11 protein-coding genes are annotated in these 15,169 nt (G+C 38.0%); 7 read left to right on the top strand and 4 right to left on the bottom strand.

What is annotated here, in order from left to right; genetic code table 11:
* Positions 1-561: 561 nt before the first annotated feature.
* From murJ to WCP76_RS06445, 4 genes are all read left to right on the top strand, one after another.
* On the top strand, positions 562-2,133 hold the full coding sequence (murJ, locus tag WCP76_RS06460; RefSeq protein WP_336294855.1) for a murein biosynthesis integral membrane protein MurJ: 1,572 nt from the start codon (positions 562-564) through the stop codon (positions 2,131-2,133).
* A gap of 77 nt (positions 2,134-2,210) precedes the next feature.
* On the top strand, positions 2,211-3,281 hold the full coding sequence (gene trpS / locus WCP76_RS06455; RefSeq protein WP_336294854.1) for a tryptophan--tRNA ligase: 1,071 nt from the start codon (positions 2,211-2,213) through the stop codon (positions 3,279-3,281).
* Between the two features lie 62 nt (positions 3,282-3,343).
* Entirely contained in the window at positions 3,344-3,835 is a 492-nt protein-coding gene (locus WCP76_RS06450) for a universal stress protein (protein ID WP_336294853.1), read from the top strand.
* A 55-nt stretch (positions 3,836-3,890) separates the two neighbouring features.
* Complete coding sequence (locus WCP76_RS06445; RefSeq protein WP_336294852.1) at positions 3,891-4,469, top strand: NifU family protein; 579 nt, start codon at positions 3,891-3,893, stop codon at positions 4,467-4,469.
* Positions 4,470-4,757: 288 nt separating this feature from the next.
* On the opposite strand, the gene WCP76_RS06440 is transcribed toward WCP76_RS06445, so the two are convergent.
* From WCP76_RS06440 to groES, 3 genes are all read right to left on the bottom strand, one after another.
* Positions 4,758-5,093: a zinc ribbon domain-containing protein YjdM gene (locus tag WCP76_RS06440; protein WP_336294851.1), complete on the bottom strand. Its 336-nt coding sequence runs from the start codon at positions 5,091-5,093 to the stop codon at positions 4,758-4,760.
* 375 nt (positions 5,094-5,468) lie between these two features.
* Positions 5,469-7,112 (bottom strand): chaperonin GroEL, encoded by a 1,644-nt coding sequence (groL, locus tag WCP76_RS06435; RefSeq protein ID WP_336294850.1) that lies wholly within the window; start codon positions 7,110-7,112, stop codon positions 5,469-5,471.
* 62 nt (positions 7,113-7,174) lie between these two features.
* Positions 7,175-7,471: a co-chaperone GroES gene (gene groES / locus WCP76_RS06430; protein ID WP_005864441.1), complete on the bottom strand. Its 297-nt coding sequence runs from the start codon at positions 7,469-7,471 to the stop codon at positions 7,175-7,177.
* A gap of 223 nt (positions 7,472-7,694) precedes the next feature.
* On the opposite strand from groES, the gene fumC reads away from it, so the two are divergent.
* Together fumC and WCP76_RS06420 are read left to right on the top strand one after the other, a co-directional pair.
* Positions 7,695-9,083 (top strand): class II fumarate hydratase, encoded by a 1,389-nt coding sequence (fumC, locus tag WCP76_RS06425; protein ID WP_336294849.1) that lies wholly within the window; start codon positions 7,695-7,697, stop codon positions 9,081-9,083.
* A 1,096-nt stretch (positions 9,084-10,179) separates the two neighbouring features.
* Positions 10,180-10,704, top strand: coding sequence for a peroxiredoxin (locus WCP76_RS06420; protein WP_336294848.1), 525 nt, complete (start codon positions 10,180-10,182; stop codon positions 10,702-10,704).
* Positions 10,705-10,850: 146 nt separating this feature from the next.
* On the opposite strand, the gene hisS is transcribed toward WCP76_RS06420, so the two are convergent.
* On the bottom strand, positions 10,851-12,338 hold the full coding sequence (hisS, locus tag WCP76_RS06415; protein WP_336294847.1) for a histidine--tRNA ligase: 1,488 nt from the start codon (positions 12,336-12,338) through the stop codon (positions 10,851-10,853).
* A 1,772-nt stretch (positions 12,339-14,110) separates the two neighbouring features.
* On the opposite strand from hisS, the gene WCP76_RS06410 reads away from it, so the two are divergent.
* Positions 14,111-15,169, top strand: a 1,059-nt coding sequence (locus tag WCP76_RS06410) for a TIGR04086 family membrane protein (protein WP_336294846.1), incomplete at its 3' end; no start/stop codon positions are given.

Genomic DNA, 15,169 nt, shown 5'->3' with positions numbered 1-15,169 from the left:
ATTGTAAACTATATCTACATTAAAATTCGTTTTTAATACTTATAAAATAAAAACACGAATTTATTTATGTTCGCAGAATATTCAAAGAAATAAAAAAGTTTTATGTAACACTATTTAATAATTTAGAAAAATTTTGTGGATACATAATTTTATTAAATTCTTCCATACAATATAAATCAATGCCTTCTATTAATGTTAAAGCAATAGTTCTTGAATAAGATATGCAAAAAATAATCGTTATTTGCCCTCTAAAGTAGAAAAATTAATAATCTTATGTAAAACTGTATTTAGCAACCGTGATTGTGGAATTCGAGTAATTTTTTCAGGTAACTATATAAGTCTGTATAATCCATATTATGCAAATGATAAGAACTGTAATACAGTTAAGGAAGCGTGTTTCAAAAAGCACTTATGCACTCTTATTGACAGAAGGATGAACACCGTCGTAAAACGCTTCAAAAATATGTCATTATTTAGTATGCTGGCGAAATTTTCAGGATCTAAAATGGTTTTATTTATTTTTTCACCTTCTTTCCTTTATAATAAACTCAGTGTATTTTTATGATTCTGATTAAAAAATTTGCAACGGTTGCTTCTGGAACCCTTTTAAGCCGTATTTTTGGCTTTGTACGCGAAATGTTGATGGCAGCAACCTTGGGAACTGGTCCTGTTTCCGATGCATTCAATGCTGCTTTTCGTTTTCCAAACACATTTCGTCGGTTTTTTGCTGAAGGCGCCTTTAATGCAGCTTTTGTTCCTCTTTTTGCAAAAAAAATTACCGAAGATGGTAAAGAAACTGCATGCAAATTCGCAGAAGAGGTATTTGGTGTTCTCTTTTCTATGTTGTTACTTTTAACCATTGTCATGGAGTTAAGTATGCCTTTTTTGGTACGAACGATAATTGCTCCAGGTTTTGCAGAGGATGCCACAAAATTTAATGCTACAATTCACTTCACCGCAATCATGTTTCCCTATTTAACCTGCATGTCTTTAGCAGCAATGATGGGTGGAATGTTGAATGCCTTGCGGCGCTATTTTATCGCAGCTATAGCCCCTCTTTTTTTGAACATTCTTTTGATTGGCATGCTTGTCTATGCTTGGATATATCAGCTTGACACTTGGCATATCGGCTTAAATCTCTCTTGGGGTGTCTTAGTAGCAGGAATTCTCCAACTTACCTTAATTGCTGTAGCTTTGCGTCAAAGTGGAATGAAAATTTTCTTCCGCCGCCCCCATTTCAGCCCTAATGTGTATAAGCTTTTAACTTTAGCTTTCCCTGCTGCCATCACGGGAGGCATTACGCAAATCAATTTGTTAATCAATACCAATATTGCTTCCAGCCAATCTGGTGCCGTATCCTCTTTGATGTATGCTGACCGCCTTTACCAATTACCACTGGGTGTGGTAGCAATTGCCATTGCAACTGTTCTTTTGCCAGAATTAACAAAAGCCCTACGCAGCAAAAAGAACCAAGAAATTTACAATTTGCAAAATCGCTCCATTGAATTAACCCTATTGTTAACATTACCTGCATCCGTTGCCTTTTTACTGCTCTCCACCCCTGTGGTCAGTTTGCTTTTTGAGCGTGGACAATTTACCAGCGAATCAACACAACGTGTTGCACAACTGCTTGAACTTTACGGATTAGGGCTGCCAGCCTTTGTGCTTATCAAGATATTTATTCCTAATTTCTTTGCTCATGAAGATACAAAAACACCAATGATTTTCACGGGAATTTGCGTTTTCATCAATATCAGTCTTGCTTTAATATTATTCCCAATTTTATCAGCACGAGGTATCGTCATTGCCGAAATTACTGCTGGATGGGTCAACACCCTCTTGCTTTGTGGTTTCCTTATCAAACGCGGCTATTGGAAATACGATGCACAACTAATAAAACGCCTCATGTGGCTGATCACCCTCACAGTTTTGAATTCAATGATTCTACACTATCTGCTTAATGTGCTTGGCTTTTTGTCTTTTCCTTTATCCTCACAAGCATCATTTTTCTTGCGCGCAAGCACCTTGGCAGGAATAATGCTTGTTATATTCTTTTTCTACTTAAGTACCTATTTTTTCATTGACACACGTTCCTTCTTCCTCACCCTAAAAAAATTCAAAAAACGTCTATAATATTTTATCTTGCTTTCAGAAAGGCTCTTTGTCACAAAACATAAAATGAACAACTTTACTTAAGAAAGAACCCTTCCATGAACACATTCACACCACTTGTATTTTCTGGCGTACAACCGAGTGGGAATCTACATCTTGGAAATTATCTTGGAGCCATCAAACGTTGGGTTGAGCTGCAAACATCTTATAATTGCCTATATTGCGTTGTCGATATGCACGCGCTTACAGTTAATCCAGACCCACTTACCTTACGTGAAGCAACAAGAGCAACCACAGCAGCTTTTTTAGCTGCTGGAATTGATCCTAAAAAGCACATTATTTTTAACCAATCTCAGGTTTTTCAACATGCCGAACTCGCGTGGATTTTAAACTGTATCGCCCGTATCGGTTGGCTTCAGCGTATGACACAATTTAAAGATAAAGCAGGAAAAGATCGCGAAAAAGCATCCCTTGGACTTTTTGCTTATCCAAGTCTGATGGCAGCTGATATTTTAGTCTATCGTGCCACACACGTTCCTGTGGGTGAAGATCAAAAACAGCATGTTGAGCTTACACGTGATATTGCGCAAAAATTCAACAACGATTATTCTCATCGCATTGCAGATCTAAATTTTGGTATTTCAATGCAGATGGGTGACGAAAAACAAAAAGGCTTTTTCCCAATACCAGAGCCCCTTATTGGAAAAACAGCTATGCGTGTTATGTCATTGCGCGATGGCGCAAAAAAAATGTCAAAATCAGATCCTTCTGATTTTTCCCGTATCAATTTAACCGATGATGCTGACCTTATCGCAAAAAAAATACGCAAGGCAAAAACAGACTCCAAACCTCTTCCCGATACATTAATAGCTCTAGAAGAACGACCAGAGGTCAACAATCTTCTAGGTATTTATGCAGCCTTTGCACAAATAAGCAAAGAAAAAGCACTTTCAGAATTTTCAGGGAAACAGTTTGCGCTTTTCAAAACAGCCTTAGCCGATCTTGTCGTCCACAAACTTGCACCAATAACACAAGAATTACGTCGGCTGCATCAAGAAAGCGGTTATATTGACTCTATTTTACATGATGGAGCACAACGTTCCAGTGCATTAGCAGAAAAAAATATGAAAAAAGTCCGTGAAATCGTTGGATTTCTGCACAATATATGAAACATGTAAAACTTAAATTGTAAAAAGTGAAACATCATTTTTAAACAACATAGAGAAACCACATGCATTCTAAGCAACAAAATCTTAAAAGAGATCACAAGAAAAAAATTTTGGTCATTATCGATGAAACACCAGAATGTCGGCGTGCAGTTGCTTTTGCCGCACAGCATGCTAAAAACACAAATGGAACATTGCTATTGCTCTGTGTTGTTGACAGTGGAGAATTTCAACACTTTCTGGGTGTAGGCAACGTCATGCGAATGGAATCAACGCAAAGTGCCCATAAAGTATTGGGAGAAATCGCAGATGATGTACGTACAACTCATGCTCTTGAAACAGAAATCATTGTGCGTGAAGGTAAAAAAATTGATGAAATTTCCAAACTGATTAACGAAGATAAAAAGATCGGACTCATTGTCTTAGCAGCCAGTGGACAAGCAGAAGGACCAGGACCGCTTATCCAATTAATCGGTAATCGAGGAACAGCTTTTTCAATTCCTGTCACAGTCATTCCGAGTAATCTTACAGATGAAGATATTGAATCTATTGCCTAAAATACACATTTTAGGTTCAGATCTTTCTAGCCTCTAACCATAAAAAGGAGAGTGTATGTTTATTCAAACCGAAACCACACCAAACCCTGAAACACTCAAATTTTTACCGGGACGTGTGGTTCTTCCCGAAAACGTGTTAGAATTTCGCAACAGTGAAGATGCCGCAAAAAATTCCCCTTTAGCTGCTAAACTATTTAATATTCCACATGTTAATGGTGTTTTTTTTGGTTATGATTTCATCACCGTAAGCAAAAAAGACGGCGAGTGGCAGCATCTCAAACCGGTCATTTTGGGCACAATTATGGAACATTTTTTGTCCGGTGATCCAGTTATCAACACTAATGCCTCAACACAAGAACAAAACCATACACTTAAAAATGAATTTTATGACGAAAAAGATGCTGATATCGTCTTAACAATTAAAGAGCTACTAGAAACACGTGTTCGCCCAGCTGTTGCTAATGATGGTGGAGATATTACCTTTCGAGGGTTTGAAAACGGTATCGTCTACCTCAATATGCGAGGAGCCTGCGCTGGGTGCCCCTCAGCAACTGCGACGCTAAAACATGGTATTGAAAATCTTTTACGGCATTTTATTCCAGAAGTTTTAGGTGTTGAAGCCGTACCACAGTAAAAAGGATAGATAGAACACCAATAAAAGAAGAGAACCATAACAAGAATACGCTCTATGTACGCGCTGTATTCAAACCACATAACTCCATCTAACACATAGCCAAAAAGAAAAATACAACAGGTGCCAAAGCGTTACTTCATGGAGCAATATCGTACAAGATAAATTTCTCCAAAACACCACATCGCTTGAGCACTTTGCCAAAACATATCTCTTTTAAAAATTGAAAAAATTCTTGTCCTAAGGTAAAGCCCTAGCTCATGCAAATGCACGTTAAAAACTGCATATAAACTAAATTTTTTTAACAAATTCAGACTTTAAGCCAATCTGACCAATCCCGGGGATCTTACAGTTAATATTATGATCCCCATCCACTAAGCGAATATTTTTCACTTTAGTGCCACTCTTGAGAACAGATGCCGCACCTTTCACCTTAAGATCTTTTATCACCATAACACTATCCCCATTTGCCAAAATTTGACCATTTGCATCACAAAAGATGTCAGAAGGGGAAAAATCTTCACTCTTTTGTGGCCATTCATGTGCACATTCAGGACATACAAAATTTTGCCCCTCTTCATAAGTATAAAGGCTACCACAGTGAGGACATTTAGGATATTGGTTCATACATTAGCTCTTGTGTTCAAGAAAAATCATTTCATATGAGCAGTCATAAAGTAAGAAGTGTTAATTGTCTCTAGCCAATCTAACATTTTTTCCTGAAATTCTTAGGTACTCATGTCATTGCGCAAACAACAAGAGAAAAAATTTATAAAATAATGACTCAAAAAATCTCAAAGAAAAACGCTGCTCTAAAATATTTATTATGCAAAACAAACATATATAAGTGAAAAGTAAAATTTGTTAGCGCAATAATAATTCATAAGAAACCGTATGAAAACAGAACAACCATAATAAAATAAAACCGATTGTATAAGAACAAGAAAAATCATACAAAAAAAACGGGCCAATTTGACCCGTTTCTTATCTTTATGAAAAGGCTTAGAAATCCATTCCGCCCATTCCACCCATTCCACCAGCAGGCATTGGAGGAACTGGAGTATCTTTTTTGGGAGCTTCAGCAACCATCGCTTCTGTTGTGATAAGAAGGCTTGCAATTGAAGCAGCATTCTGAAGAGCAGAACGCACAACCTTCACTGGGTCAACAATTCCCAAAGCAATCAAATCACCAAATTCACTTGTTGCAGTATTGTAACCAAATGTGTCTGCATTATTTTCTAGCACTTTACCAACAATAATCGCTGCTTCTTCACCAGCATTTGTTGCAATTTGGCGTGCAGGTGCTTGTAATGCACGGCGAACGATATTGATACCAGCTTCTTGATCTGGGTTTCTTCCTTTAACGGTTAACGCATTTGCAGCACGCAACAATGCGGTTCCACCACCAGCAACAATACCCTCTTCCACAGCAGCACGTGTTGCGTTTAAGGCATCATCCACACGATCTTTCTTTTCTTTTACTTCAACTTCTGTAGCACCACCAACACGGATAACAGCAACACCACCAGCAAGTTTAGCGAGTCTTTCTTGCAATTTCTCACGATCATACTCAGAAGTTGTTTCCTCAATCTGAGCTTTAATCTGGTTTATGCGTGCAGTAATTTCAGATTTTTGTCCAGAACCATCAACAATCGTTGTATTCTCTTTAGAAATATTAACTTTCTTTGCACGACCAAGCATATCCAAAGTGACATTTTCAAGTTTAATGCCCACATCTTCAGAAATAACCTGACCTGATGTCAAGATTGCGATATCCTCGAGCATTGCTTTACGGCGGTCACCAAATCCTGGAGCTTTCACAGCAGCAATTTTCAAACCACCGCGTAGTTTGTTAACAACAAGCGTTGCTAAAGCTTCGCCTTCCACATCTTCAGCGATAATGAGAAGCGGTTTGCCAGACTGAACAACAGCTTCGAGTACTGGAAGCAAAGATTGCAGATTAGACAATTTCTTTTCATGAATGAGGATGTAAGGATCATCAAGATCAGCCACCATTTTATCCGCATTCGTCACAAAGTAAGGAGAAAGATATCCACGATCAAATTGCATACCTTCAACAACTTCTAATTCCGTTTCAGCAGTTTTTGCTTCTTCCACGGTAATAACGCCTTCATTGCCAACTTTTTCCATGGCATTAGCAATCATTTTACCAATTTCTGCAGCACCGTTAGCAGAAATTGTTCCTACTTGTGCGATTTCTGCTGAAGTTTGGATTTTCTTCGCTTTTTTGAAGAGATTTGCTACCACTTCATCAACAGCAGCATCAATTCCGCGCTTGAGATCCATTGGGTTCATGCCTGCAGCAACAGCTTTTACGCCTTCTTGTACAATGGCTTGCCCTAAAACAGTTGCAGTTGTTGTACCATCACCAGCAATATCATTGGTTTTGGAAGCCACCTCGCGCAACATTTGCGCACCCATGTTTTCGAACTTATCTTCCAGTTCGATTTCCTTTGCAACGGATACACCATCTTTTGTGATGCGAGGTGCACCGAATGATTTATCGATCACCACATTGCGACCTTTAGGGCCGAGAGTTACCTTAACAGCATTAGCAAGGATATCGACGCCGCGCAATAAACGCTCACGCGCTTCACGGCCAAATTTGACTTCTTTAGCAGCCATTTAACTTCTCCTTGGAGTTCTCTATCTCAAATAATATATAATGAAAGAATTGAGAGGCTAAATTAGCCCAAAATTCCCATAATGTCAGATTCTTTCATAATTAAGAGGTCTTCCCCGTTAATTTTTACTTCGGTTCCAGACCATTTCCCAAATAGAATACGGTCTCCCGTTTTTACTTCTAAAGGCACACGCTTCCCGTTATCATCGAGTGCACCATTGCCAATAGCAATAACTTCACCTTCTTGAGGTTTTTCCTTTGCTGTATCAGGAATAATAATCCCACCAGCAGTCTTATTCTCAGATTCAACCCGACGGACAACGACACGATCGTGAAGTGGACGGAATTGTATGTTAGCCATGTTTTAAATCCTTAAAACTTAATATAATTGCATTAATCTTAAGTCCTTGCTAGCACTCTTAACATGGGAGTGCTAACACTACTTCAGATATACAATTGCCCCCCCTTAATGTCAAGGACTCTGCAACAAAATAATTTACCTAAAGAGGCTTCAAAGTCTTGCCTCTTTTTTCTATTTTGCGTTAACTAGTTTTTATTAACCCGTAAACAAAAAGGATCTTATCATGGTTGAAACACGTCAGGAAACGGATAGCTTTGGAACGATTTCGGTACGTCAAGATCGTTATTGGGGCGCACAAACTGAACGTTCTCTGCATAATTTTAATATTGGCATAGAAAAACAGCCCCTAACCATCATTTATGCCTTAAGCCTTATAAAAAAGGCTGCCGCTATTGTAAATATGGAAAAAGGAAAGCTTTCGCAAAACATTGGAAAAGCGATCATTACTGCTGCTGACGAAGTGCTCGCAGGTGTATTCGATAAACACTTCCCACTTTCTGTGTGGCAAACGGGTTCTGGCACGCAAAGCAATATGAATGTGAATGAAGTTATTGCCAACCATGCCAATATACTTTTGGGAGGAAAACTAGGGAGCAAAACACCCGTTCATCCTAATGACCACGTAAATATGAGCCAATCATCAAACGATTCCTTTCCCACAGCGCTTCATATTGCCACCACACTGCAAACACGCCAACACTTATTTCCTATTCTTGAATCCCTTATTACTACTTTAGTAAAAAAAGAAGAAGAATTTGCTGACATCATTAAAATTGGACGTACCCATACACAAGATGCAACACCCTTAACTTTAGCGCAAGAATTTTCAGGCTATCGTGCCGCACTAGAAGCCAACCGCAAACGCATAGAAACAGCTCTTGCTGACGTCCAAACACTTGCTCAAGGAGGTACAGCCGTTGGAACAGGACTCAATGCACCGAAAGGTTTTGATGTTGCCTTTGCAGAAACAATTAGCGCACTCACAGGAGTAACCTTCAAAACCGCCACTAATAAATTTGAGGCTCTCGCCCATCATGGAGCCCTTGCACATTTCCACGGAAGTCTGAATGCATTAGCCGCCGATCTATTCAAAATTGCCAATGACATACGGTTTTTGGGATCAGGCCCACGCTCAGGATTAGGAGAGCTAAGCCTACCAGAAAACGAACCAGGATCTTCCATTATGCCAGGAAAGGTGAACCCTACACAGTGTGAAGCAATGACTATGGTTGCCTGCCAAGTCTTTGGCAATCATACCAGTGTAACATTTGCCGCAAGTCAAGGGCATTTTGAGCTAAACGTTTATAAACCTGTCATTGGCTATAATGTTTTGCAATCAATTATGCTTCTTGGTGATTGCATGCGTTCTTTTGATCTACATTGCATTCAAGGATTACGCGCCAATCGAGTCCATATTCACTCTCTCATGGAACGCTCTTTAATGCTAGTAACAGCTCTTGCGCCAAAAGTTGGCTATGAAAAAGCTGCAGAAATTGCCAAAGCAGCGCATAAAAATGATACAACTTTACGTGCTGAAGCTATAAAAGCAGGAGTTTCCGGAGAGGATTATGACCAGCTTGTTGATCCAAAAAAGATGATTACACCACAATAAATTAGCAAACTACAAACCTCTTTGAAACAAGTCTTTAATATAAAAGTATCAAGCTATTCATAGTTTGATTTTTATTACACACTTAACGATTTACACTCCGTCTATTACAAAGATCCGTGAAATCCACATATTGAAAATGATTGGAGAGCTATCAGATCCTAGACATGTTTGTGTGGGGAGCTTTCATATTGCAATAAAGCAATAACGAGGCTCCTCCCTATTTGTACCTGTTAACACTACTAACCAACATTCTTGAAAATACGCACGCCTTACATAAACTTGTAAAGCTAACCCTTATGCAACAACGTTGGAAATACCATTTCAAGTCAAAAACTTCTTGCATCAAAGTAACATAATAGGCTGCAGGATTCACTCTATCTACCTGCATGATCTCCACAAAGGTTGTTCATTTTCTCTCTCAACCAATATCTAAAGCCTCAAAAATTTTATAAAAAGAAAGACATCTCAACGTTGAAAACATAACTTAGCACAAAGAATCATGAACAGAACAGTCATTGGGAAAATTGTTTAATACAATAATCCCTCTCTACCCCACCAGTGTCGTGACTTGCTGAGAGCGATAATACCACTATAGGCATGATATCTGTAAATAAGATGCAAAATAGCCGGTGTGGAAAGAGTTTCTCGTCATCCTATCTAATATAAAAAGCACCATGATCTACCGTCATTTTCGATACAGTCTGAAGAAGAGAACGATTGAAATAACGTCTTTCACCAATAAGAATCAGCGGTTTCCTTCCAAAAAGTTTAATACTATTGACAAAGAAACTCTATAAAATTTTCAACAGAATAAGACTATTGAAAAACCGATATATTCTATGCAAACCAGACGTTACCAGTTTTTAATCATAAAAATCCATGATTAAAACTGTGGTTATCATAGTAAAAATGCTGTCATCCTATTACATTTTAAGGTGAATAACGGCCAAAGTCGACCGTTAATTCTGCTTGACGGAGCAATGAAATACTTGCAAACTCATTAAAGAAGGAGGCTATGAGCACCTTCTTTAATGCGCTTTAAAATAGGAAGAGCTTTTTTAAAAACAATTTTCATAAAAATATAGGAGCAATAATTATGATGAAAAAAACCGTTCCCAACGTTACTTTCCACACACGTGTACGAGATGAATCAATCAGTGGAGATAATCCTTACCGGTGGCAAGACATTAACAGCGATGAGTATTTTAAAGGAAAACGTGTTATTCTTTTTTCTCTTCCTGGAGCTTTTACCCCTACTTGTTCAACCTTTCAGCTTCCCGATTTCGAAAAACTCTATGATGAATTTAAAAAGGTCGGCATTGATGAAATTTATTGCCTTTCTGTCAATGACGCGTTTGTCATGAATGCTTGGGGGAAAAATCAAGGTCTCAAAAACGTGAAATTAATTCCTGATGGCTCTGGTGAATTCACCCGCAAAATAGGTATGCTCGTTGCTAAAGATAATCTCGGCTTTGGAATGCGTTCATGGCGCTATGCAGCAGTTATTAATGATGGGGTGATTGAACAATGGTTCGAAGAAAAGGGATACTCAGATAATTGCCAGACAGATCCTTATGAAGTTTCTTCGCCACAAAATGTTCTAAAAGCTCTGCAAGGATAATTGCAGACTCAATTCACGTATTTTAAAAACATAAGTTTCACGGCACAAATTCTTATACAAAGAGAAGTTTGTGTCGTTTGTATTTTTATTTTCTTAAGACTGTTCACCTTCAAGGACGTGAACCTCTTCTTTTAAATGTAAAGTTTTTATCGTTTTTGCGCTGCCAAAATGTCTTGTACCGTTTTCACTAATTGCTCTTCATCAACTGTTACTTGCGCTGGCCTACTTTCACGCCATGTTTTATTATCCTCAATTTCATGCGACAAACGCGCACCTTCAATTAAATCTTTAATCTGTATTTTTCCGTTTTGGCGCTCTTGTGAGCCTTGAATTATAACACAAGGTGCTTGGCGACGATCTGCATATTTCATCTGTGCTTTAATCCCCGATGCTCCAAAATAGAGTTCAGCACGAATTCCTGCATTACGCAATTGCATCACCATTTTCTGATACTGCGCAACAATTTCTACCTCTTTATCCATCATCAGCACCACAACGGGCCCAGTATTTTCTTTCACAGGCAATTTTCCAAGATTTTGCAAAGCAGCTATCAAACGCGAAACACCTATTGAAAAACCTGTTGCTGGAATATTTTCACCACGAAAGCGTGCAACTAGCCCGTCATAGCGCCCACCTCCACCAACAGACCCAAAAACAACTTTTTGTCCATCATCATTGACAACATCAAACAGCAATGCGGCCTCAAAAACAGGACCCGTATAATATTCCAATCCACGCACCACTGACGGATCAATTTTAATACGGTCTTGATAACCATTTACGGAAAAAATTGCGTGCATTTCCTCAAGCTCACGAATACCCTCAAGCCCTTGAGCATGATGACCAACGACTTGTCTCAGAGCATCAAACACTTCCTCTGCTGTTTTAGCTTTTACCGTGAGCAAAGCAAGAATACAATCAATGTCCTTGTCCTTAAGCTCTGCTCCTTTTGTAAAGTCACCACTTGCATCCAAACGTCCCTTTCCTAAAAGCAAACGTACACCTTCAAAACCAAATTTATCAAGTTTATCAATTGCCCTAAGAACGGTTAAGCGCCTTTCAGCTTGTTCACTTCCACCCAGACCAATCAACTTTAAAACACTCTCAAGAATTTTTCGGTTATTAAGACGGATGGCATAATCATGATGGTGAATTCCTAATTTTTCCAAACTGTCCGCTGCCATCATACAAATTTCAGCATCCGCCGCAACTTTTGGTGCTCCAACAATATCAGCGTCAAACTGCAAAAATTGCCGAAACCGCCCAGGTCCAGGCTTTTCATTGCGAAAAACAAACCCAAGGCGATAGCTTTTATAAGGCTTGGGCAAAGTTTCAAAATTTTCCGCAAAATAACGAGCAAGAGGTGCAGTGAGATCATAGCGCAAAGACATCCATTGTTCATCATCATCTTGGAGCGAAAAAACCCCTGCATTAGGACGATCTGAATCAGGTAAAAACTTGCCCAACACATCCGTATATTCAAAAATTGGCGTTTCAAGTGCTTCAAAACCGTAAATTTCATAGACTTCACGAATCTGTGCAATCATAGTTTCGGCTGCATACAGTTGTGCACTTGTACGATCAACAAAACCACGAGGTAAACGGGCTTTGGTTTTTTCTTGTTTCAATGACATATTATTCTCTAACAACATTTTGTATTTACGGATGACTTGTGTCTTATCTTATAGCAACAAACGCTGCAATAATTTTATCAGTTTGAGTCTTCTGCAACACACACCAGCTTTGCTTTACAAAAGGGATGCTTCTCATCCTCAAGATAATTCTGCTATGAGAGTGTTTGCACTTATAATATCAGAATATAAGCTCTATCTTAGGCACTCTTCGACGGGCTAATTTCAAAAGGTGTCCTTCAACCCCAGCACGATTCATATCTCCACCCATAAGGACTTTTCCTTTTTCCACTTAGCTCATTTGCTTAAAATAATTTTCCTTGAAGAATATATTGCCTATAATTTCTGCGTTTTTCTTCACAAGCCTCCCTTTTCCGACAACATCTTCTCATACATTTTATTTACTATTTCTAATGTAAAATGGAATATAATGAGTGTTTCATGAAGGCATCAAAAACAACTGTTGATCTTGGATAAGCTAAAGCGACCATCTAGAAATAACCGCTTTGTTTTATAAGAGCTTCCCAGATCTATCACACATTAAGATAAGAAAAACACTGTTAGATTGCTTCGCAAGATTATTGATTAGCATTTTGAAATCAACAATATGCGAACTCACCTCTGTAATCGACCTTGAAATTGAAGGAATAATATTTCACTTCAAACTTTGAGAAAAACTGACGTATTAATTGTATTTTTGTCCCACCCTTATTCTTGAGCACCAATAGCTAAAACGATAAATAAGCTATTTTTAGTTACTCAACTTGCGTCTTTTGATTCACTCCCCATATCACTCCGACTATTGCGCTGATAAAACCTAACTAATGCTTGATGCTACTTACGCTAAAGACCAGCTGTTATATTCACAAATACACTTTATCAACTGAACAGAGCGTGTTTGATCCCCAATGTTGTAAATTTTAAATTTACTTTCCTTCTTGATTAACGTATTGAACAACTACAAAAAGCTCTGTTTCTGCTTCTTCTGCGATCATTATCAGAGAAATAAGAGTATCATATTCAAAAAAGCACCCACTATTATAACATCAGCTTACAACACGCCGTTTGAACCGACTTAACCTTTACCAAAAGTTGCGACAGTAAAACCAAAATATCCCCCGTTGTTGCATAAAAAAATAACCAATAAACTTTTCTCCTGTGCACTTTTAATAAATTCCTAAAGGACTTGAAGTATTCAGGATTATATAACTCTCAAAAATACTGATTGCAGCTTTATAACACCTACATTGTCCATAGCTGCTGTTAAGCGGATATCAAAAGAATTCTTTTAACACTTTATAATACAGCTTAAATTCTACAATTGCAAAACCGTATAGCTGGAATAAAAACCTATACAAAGTAGTCCATCTGTACAATTTTTCGAAATAATTGAACAAAATATTGTCTACTCTAACGCAATTTTTCTTTGAAGTTTCCGATATTGCATTTACCAAAATGATCGATAGCATTTTTGCGTAAAAATCAATATTTTCAAATTTTACGAGATAACAATAACTTTTACGAGATAACAATAACAGATACATTGCACTCAACAACTTAGTGATACGAAGATATCCTTTTTCCTGTTTTTATTTTTCATAGGCCGTTTTTCTCACTATCACGTAAAATTATTAATTAAAGTGGCTCTAACCTCAAATTATAATAAGGAAGCTATAGAAGAAATTTTTCTGCCTATTTTCGATATTTTTGCCCATTTTGGAACATAATTAAGAAAAAGGCATTCTATCTCCAGCATCATTCAAGGAGATAAAAACATGGAAATTCGCATTCCTGAAGACACACCCTTTGATACCCATTTGCTAGGAAAAGCATCCCTAGACACGGAGTATCCTCTTTTCTACACACCAATTTCATGGTCAGCAATCTTTGCTGGGCTAGTGACAGCGCTCGCTACATCGATCTGCTTATCTTTTCTGGTTGCAGCATTAGGCCTGAGCCAAATTGACTTCTATTCTTCCTCTCCTTTTGAAGGGAGTTTTCTGTCGGTTGGTATTGGTTCTTTTATTGTTATGCTTATAAGCCTTGCAAGCGGTGCTTTTGTCGCTGGACGCTTAGCAGCAGCATCAGGAGCTCTTCACGGCTTTTTAACCTGGGCTCTGTTAACGCTTATTATGACATTCCAATCCATCATTTTTGTTTCAAGCGCAGCTAAGCTAGGAGCTAAAGCTGCAGTAGAAAACAGTTCAGCAATACAACAAACCGCGGATAGCGTTAAAAAAAATCTTTCCTCTCTTTTTTCAAAATTAACCAGAGAAAATTTTGAAGATTTTTTAGGTGATAAAAAAGATAATGGTATAAATTTTGATAAATTGCATAATGAGTTGCAGACAGTTCTCGATAAAAACGATATTCCTGCTCTCAATCCTGATCACTTAAAACAATATTATCAGGCAGCTCTCAAGGACATTGATTCAACAATAACAGCTTTCAAAAATGATCCATCTCACTATCATGACTATCTGGAAGATTTAGCTGATCATCTTTCTGATCATGTCCAAGCTATTAAGGTAAATATCGACCAAAGTGACATCATCAATGATCTCATGAAAAATGGTATGACACGTGCCGAAGCACAAAAAGCCGCCAACCGTGCAGTTCATCTTTATCAAACAGCAGAAGCCAAAACAAAACAGGCAATAAAATCTTTTGAACAACAGGCTCATACATTATCTAAAAAGCTTGATAGATCATTAAATGATATGCGACACGAAGTATCTAAAGCTAAAAAAACAGGCTCTCACATTGGATGGTTTGGATTTTTTGTAAGCTTTATTTGCGCTATTATTTCCAGTATCTTTGGCTATTATGGTTAC

Source organism: Bartonella vaga (genome assembly GCF_037070895.1).
Classification (GTDB): Bacteria; Pseudomonadota; Alphaproteobacteria; order Rhizobiales; family Rhizobiaceae; genus Bartonella.
The sequence above is the reverse complement of the archived record's forward strand: the minus strand, read 5'-3'. Positions and strand labels throughout refer to the sequence as shown.

Coding starts and splice junctions, on each gene's coding strand:
- WCP76_RS06450 (WP_336294853.1), top strand. CDS start 3,344: ATGCATTCTAAGCAACAAAATCTTAAAAGAGATCACAAGAAAAAAATT.
- WCP76_RS06420 (WP_336294848.1), top strand. CDS start 10,180: ATGATGAAAAAAACCGTTCCCAACGTTACTTTCCACACACGTGTACGA.
- WCP76_RS06445 (WP_336294852.1), top strand. CDS start 3,891: ATGTTTATTCAAACCGAAACCACACCAAACCCTGAAACACTCAAATTT.
- WCP76_RS06440 (WP_336294851.1), bottom strand. CDS start 5,093: ATGAACCAATATCCTAAATGTCCTCACTGTGGTAGCCTTTATACTTAT.
- groL (WP_336294850.1), bottom strand. CDS start 7,112: ATGGCTGCTAAAGAAGTCAAATTTGGCCGTGAAGCGCGTGAGCGTTTA.
- groES (WP_005864441.1), bottom strand. CDS start 7,471: ATGGCTAACATACAATTCCGTCCACTTCACGATCGTGTCGTTGTCCGT.
- murJ (WP_336294855.1), top strand. CDS start 562: ATGATTCTGATTAAAAAATTTGCAACGGTTGCTTCTGGAACCCTTTTA.
- trpS (WP_336294854.1), top strand. CDS start 2,211: ATGAACACATTCACACCACTTGTATTTTCTGGCGTACAACCGAGTGGG.
- hisS (WP_336294847.1), bottom strand. CDS start 12,338: ATGTCATTGAAACAAGAAAAAACCAAAGCCCGTTTACCTCGTGGTTTT.
- fumC (WP_336294849.1), top strand. CDS start 7,695: ATGGTTGAAACACGTCAGGAAACGGATAGCTTTGGAACGATTTCGGTA.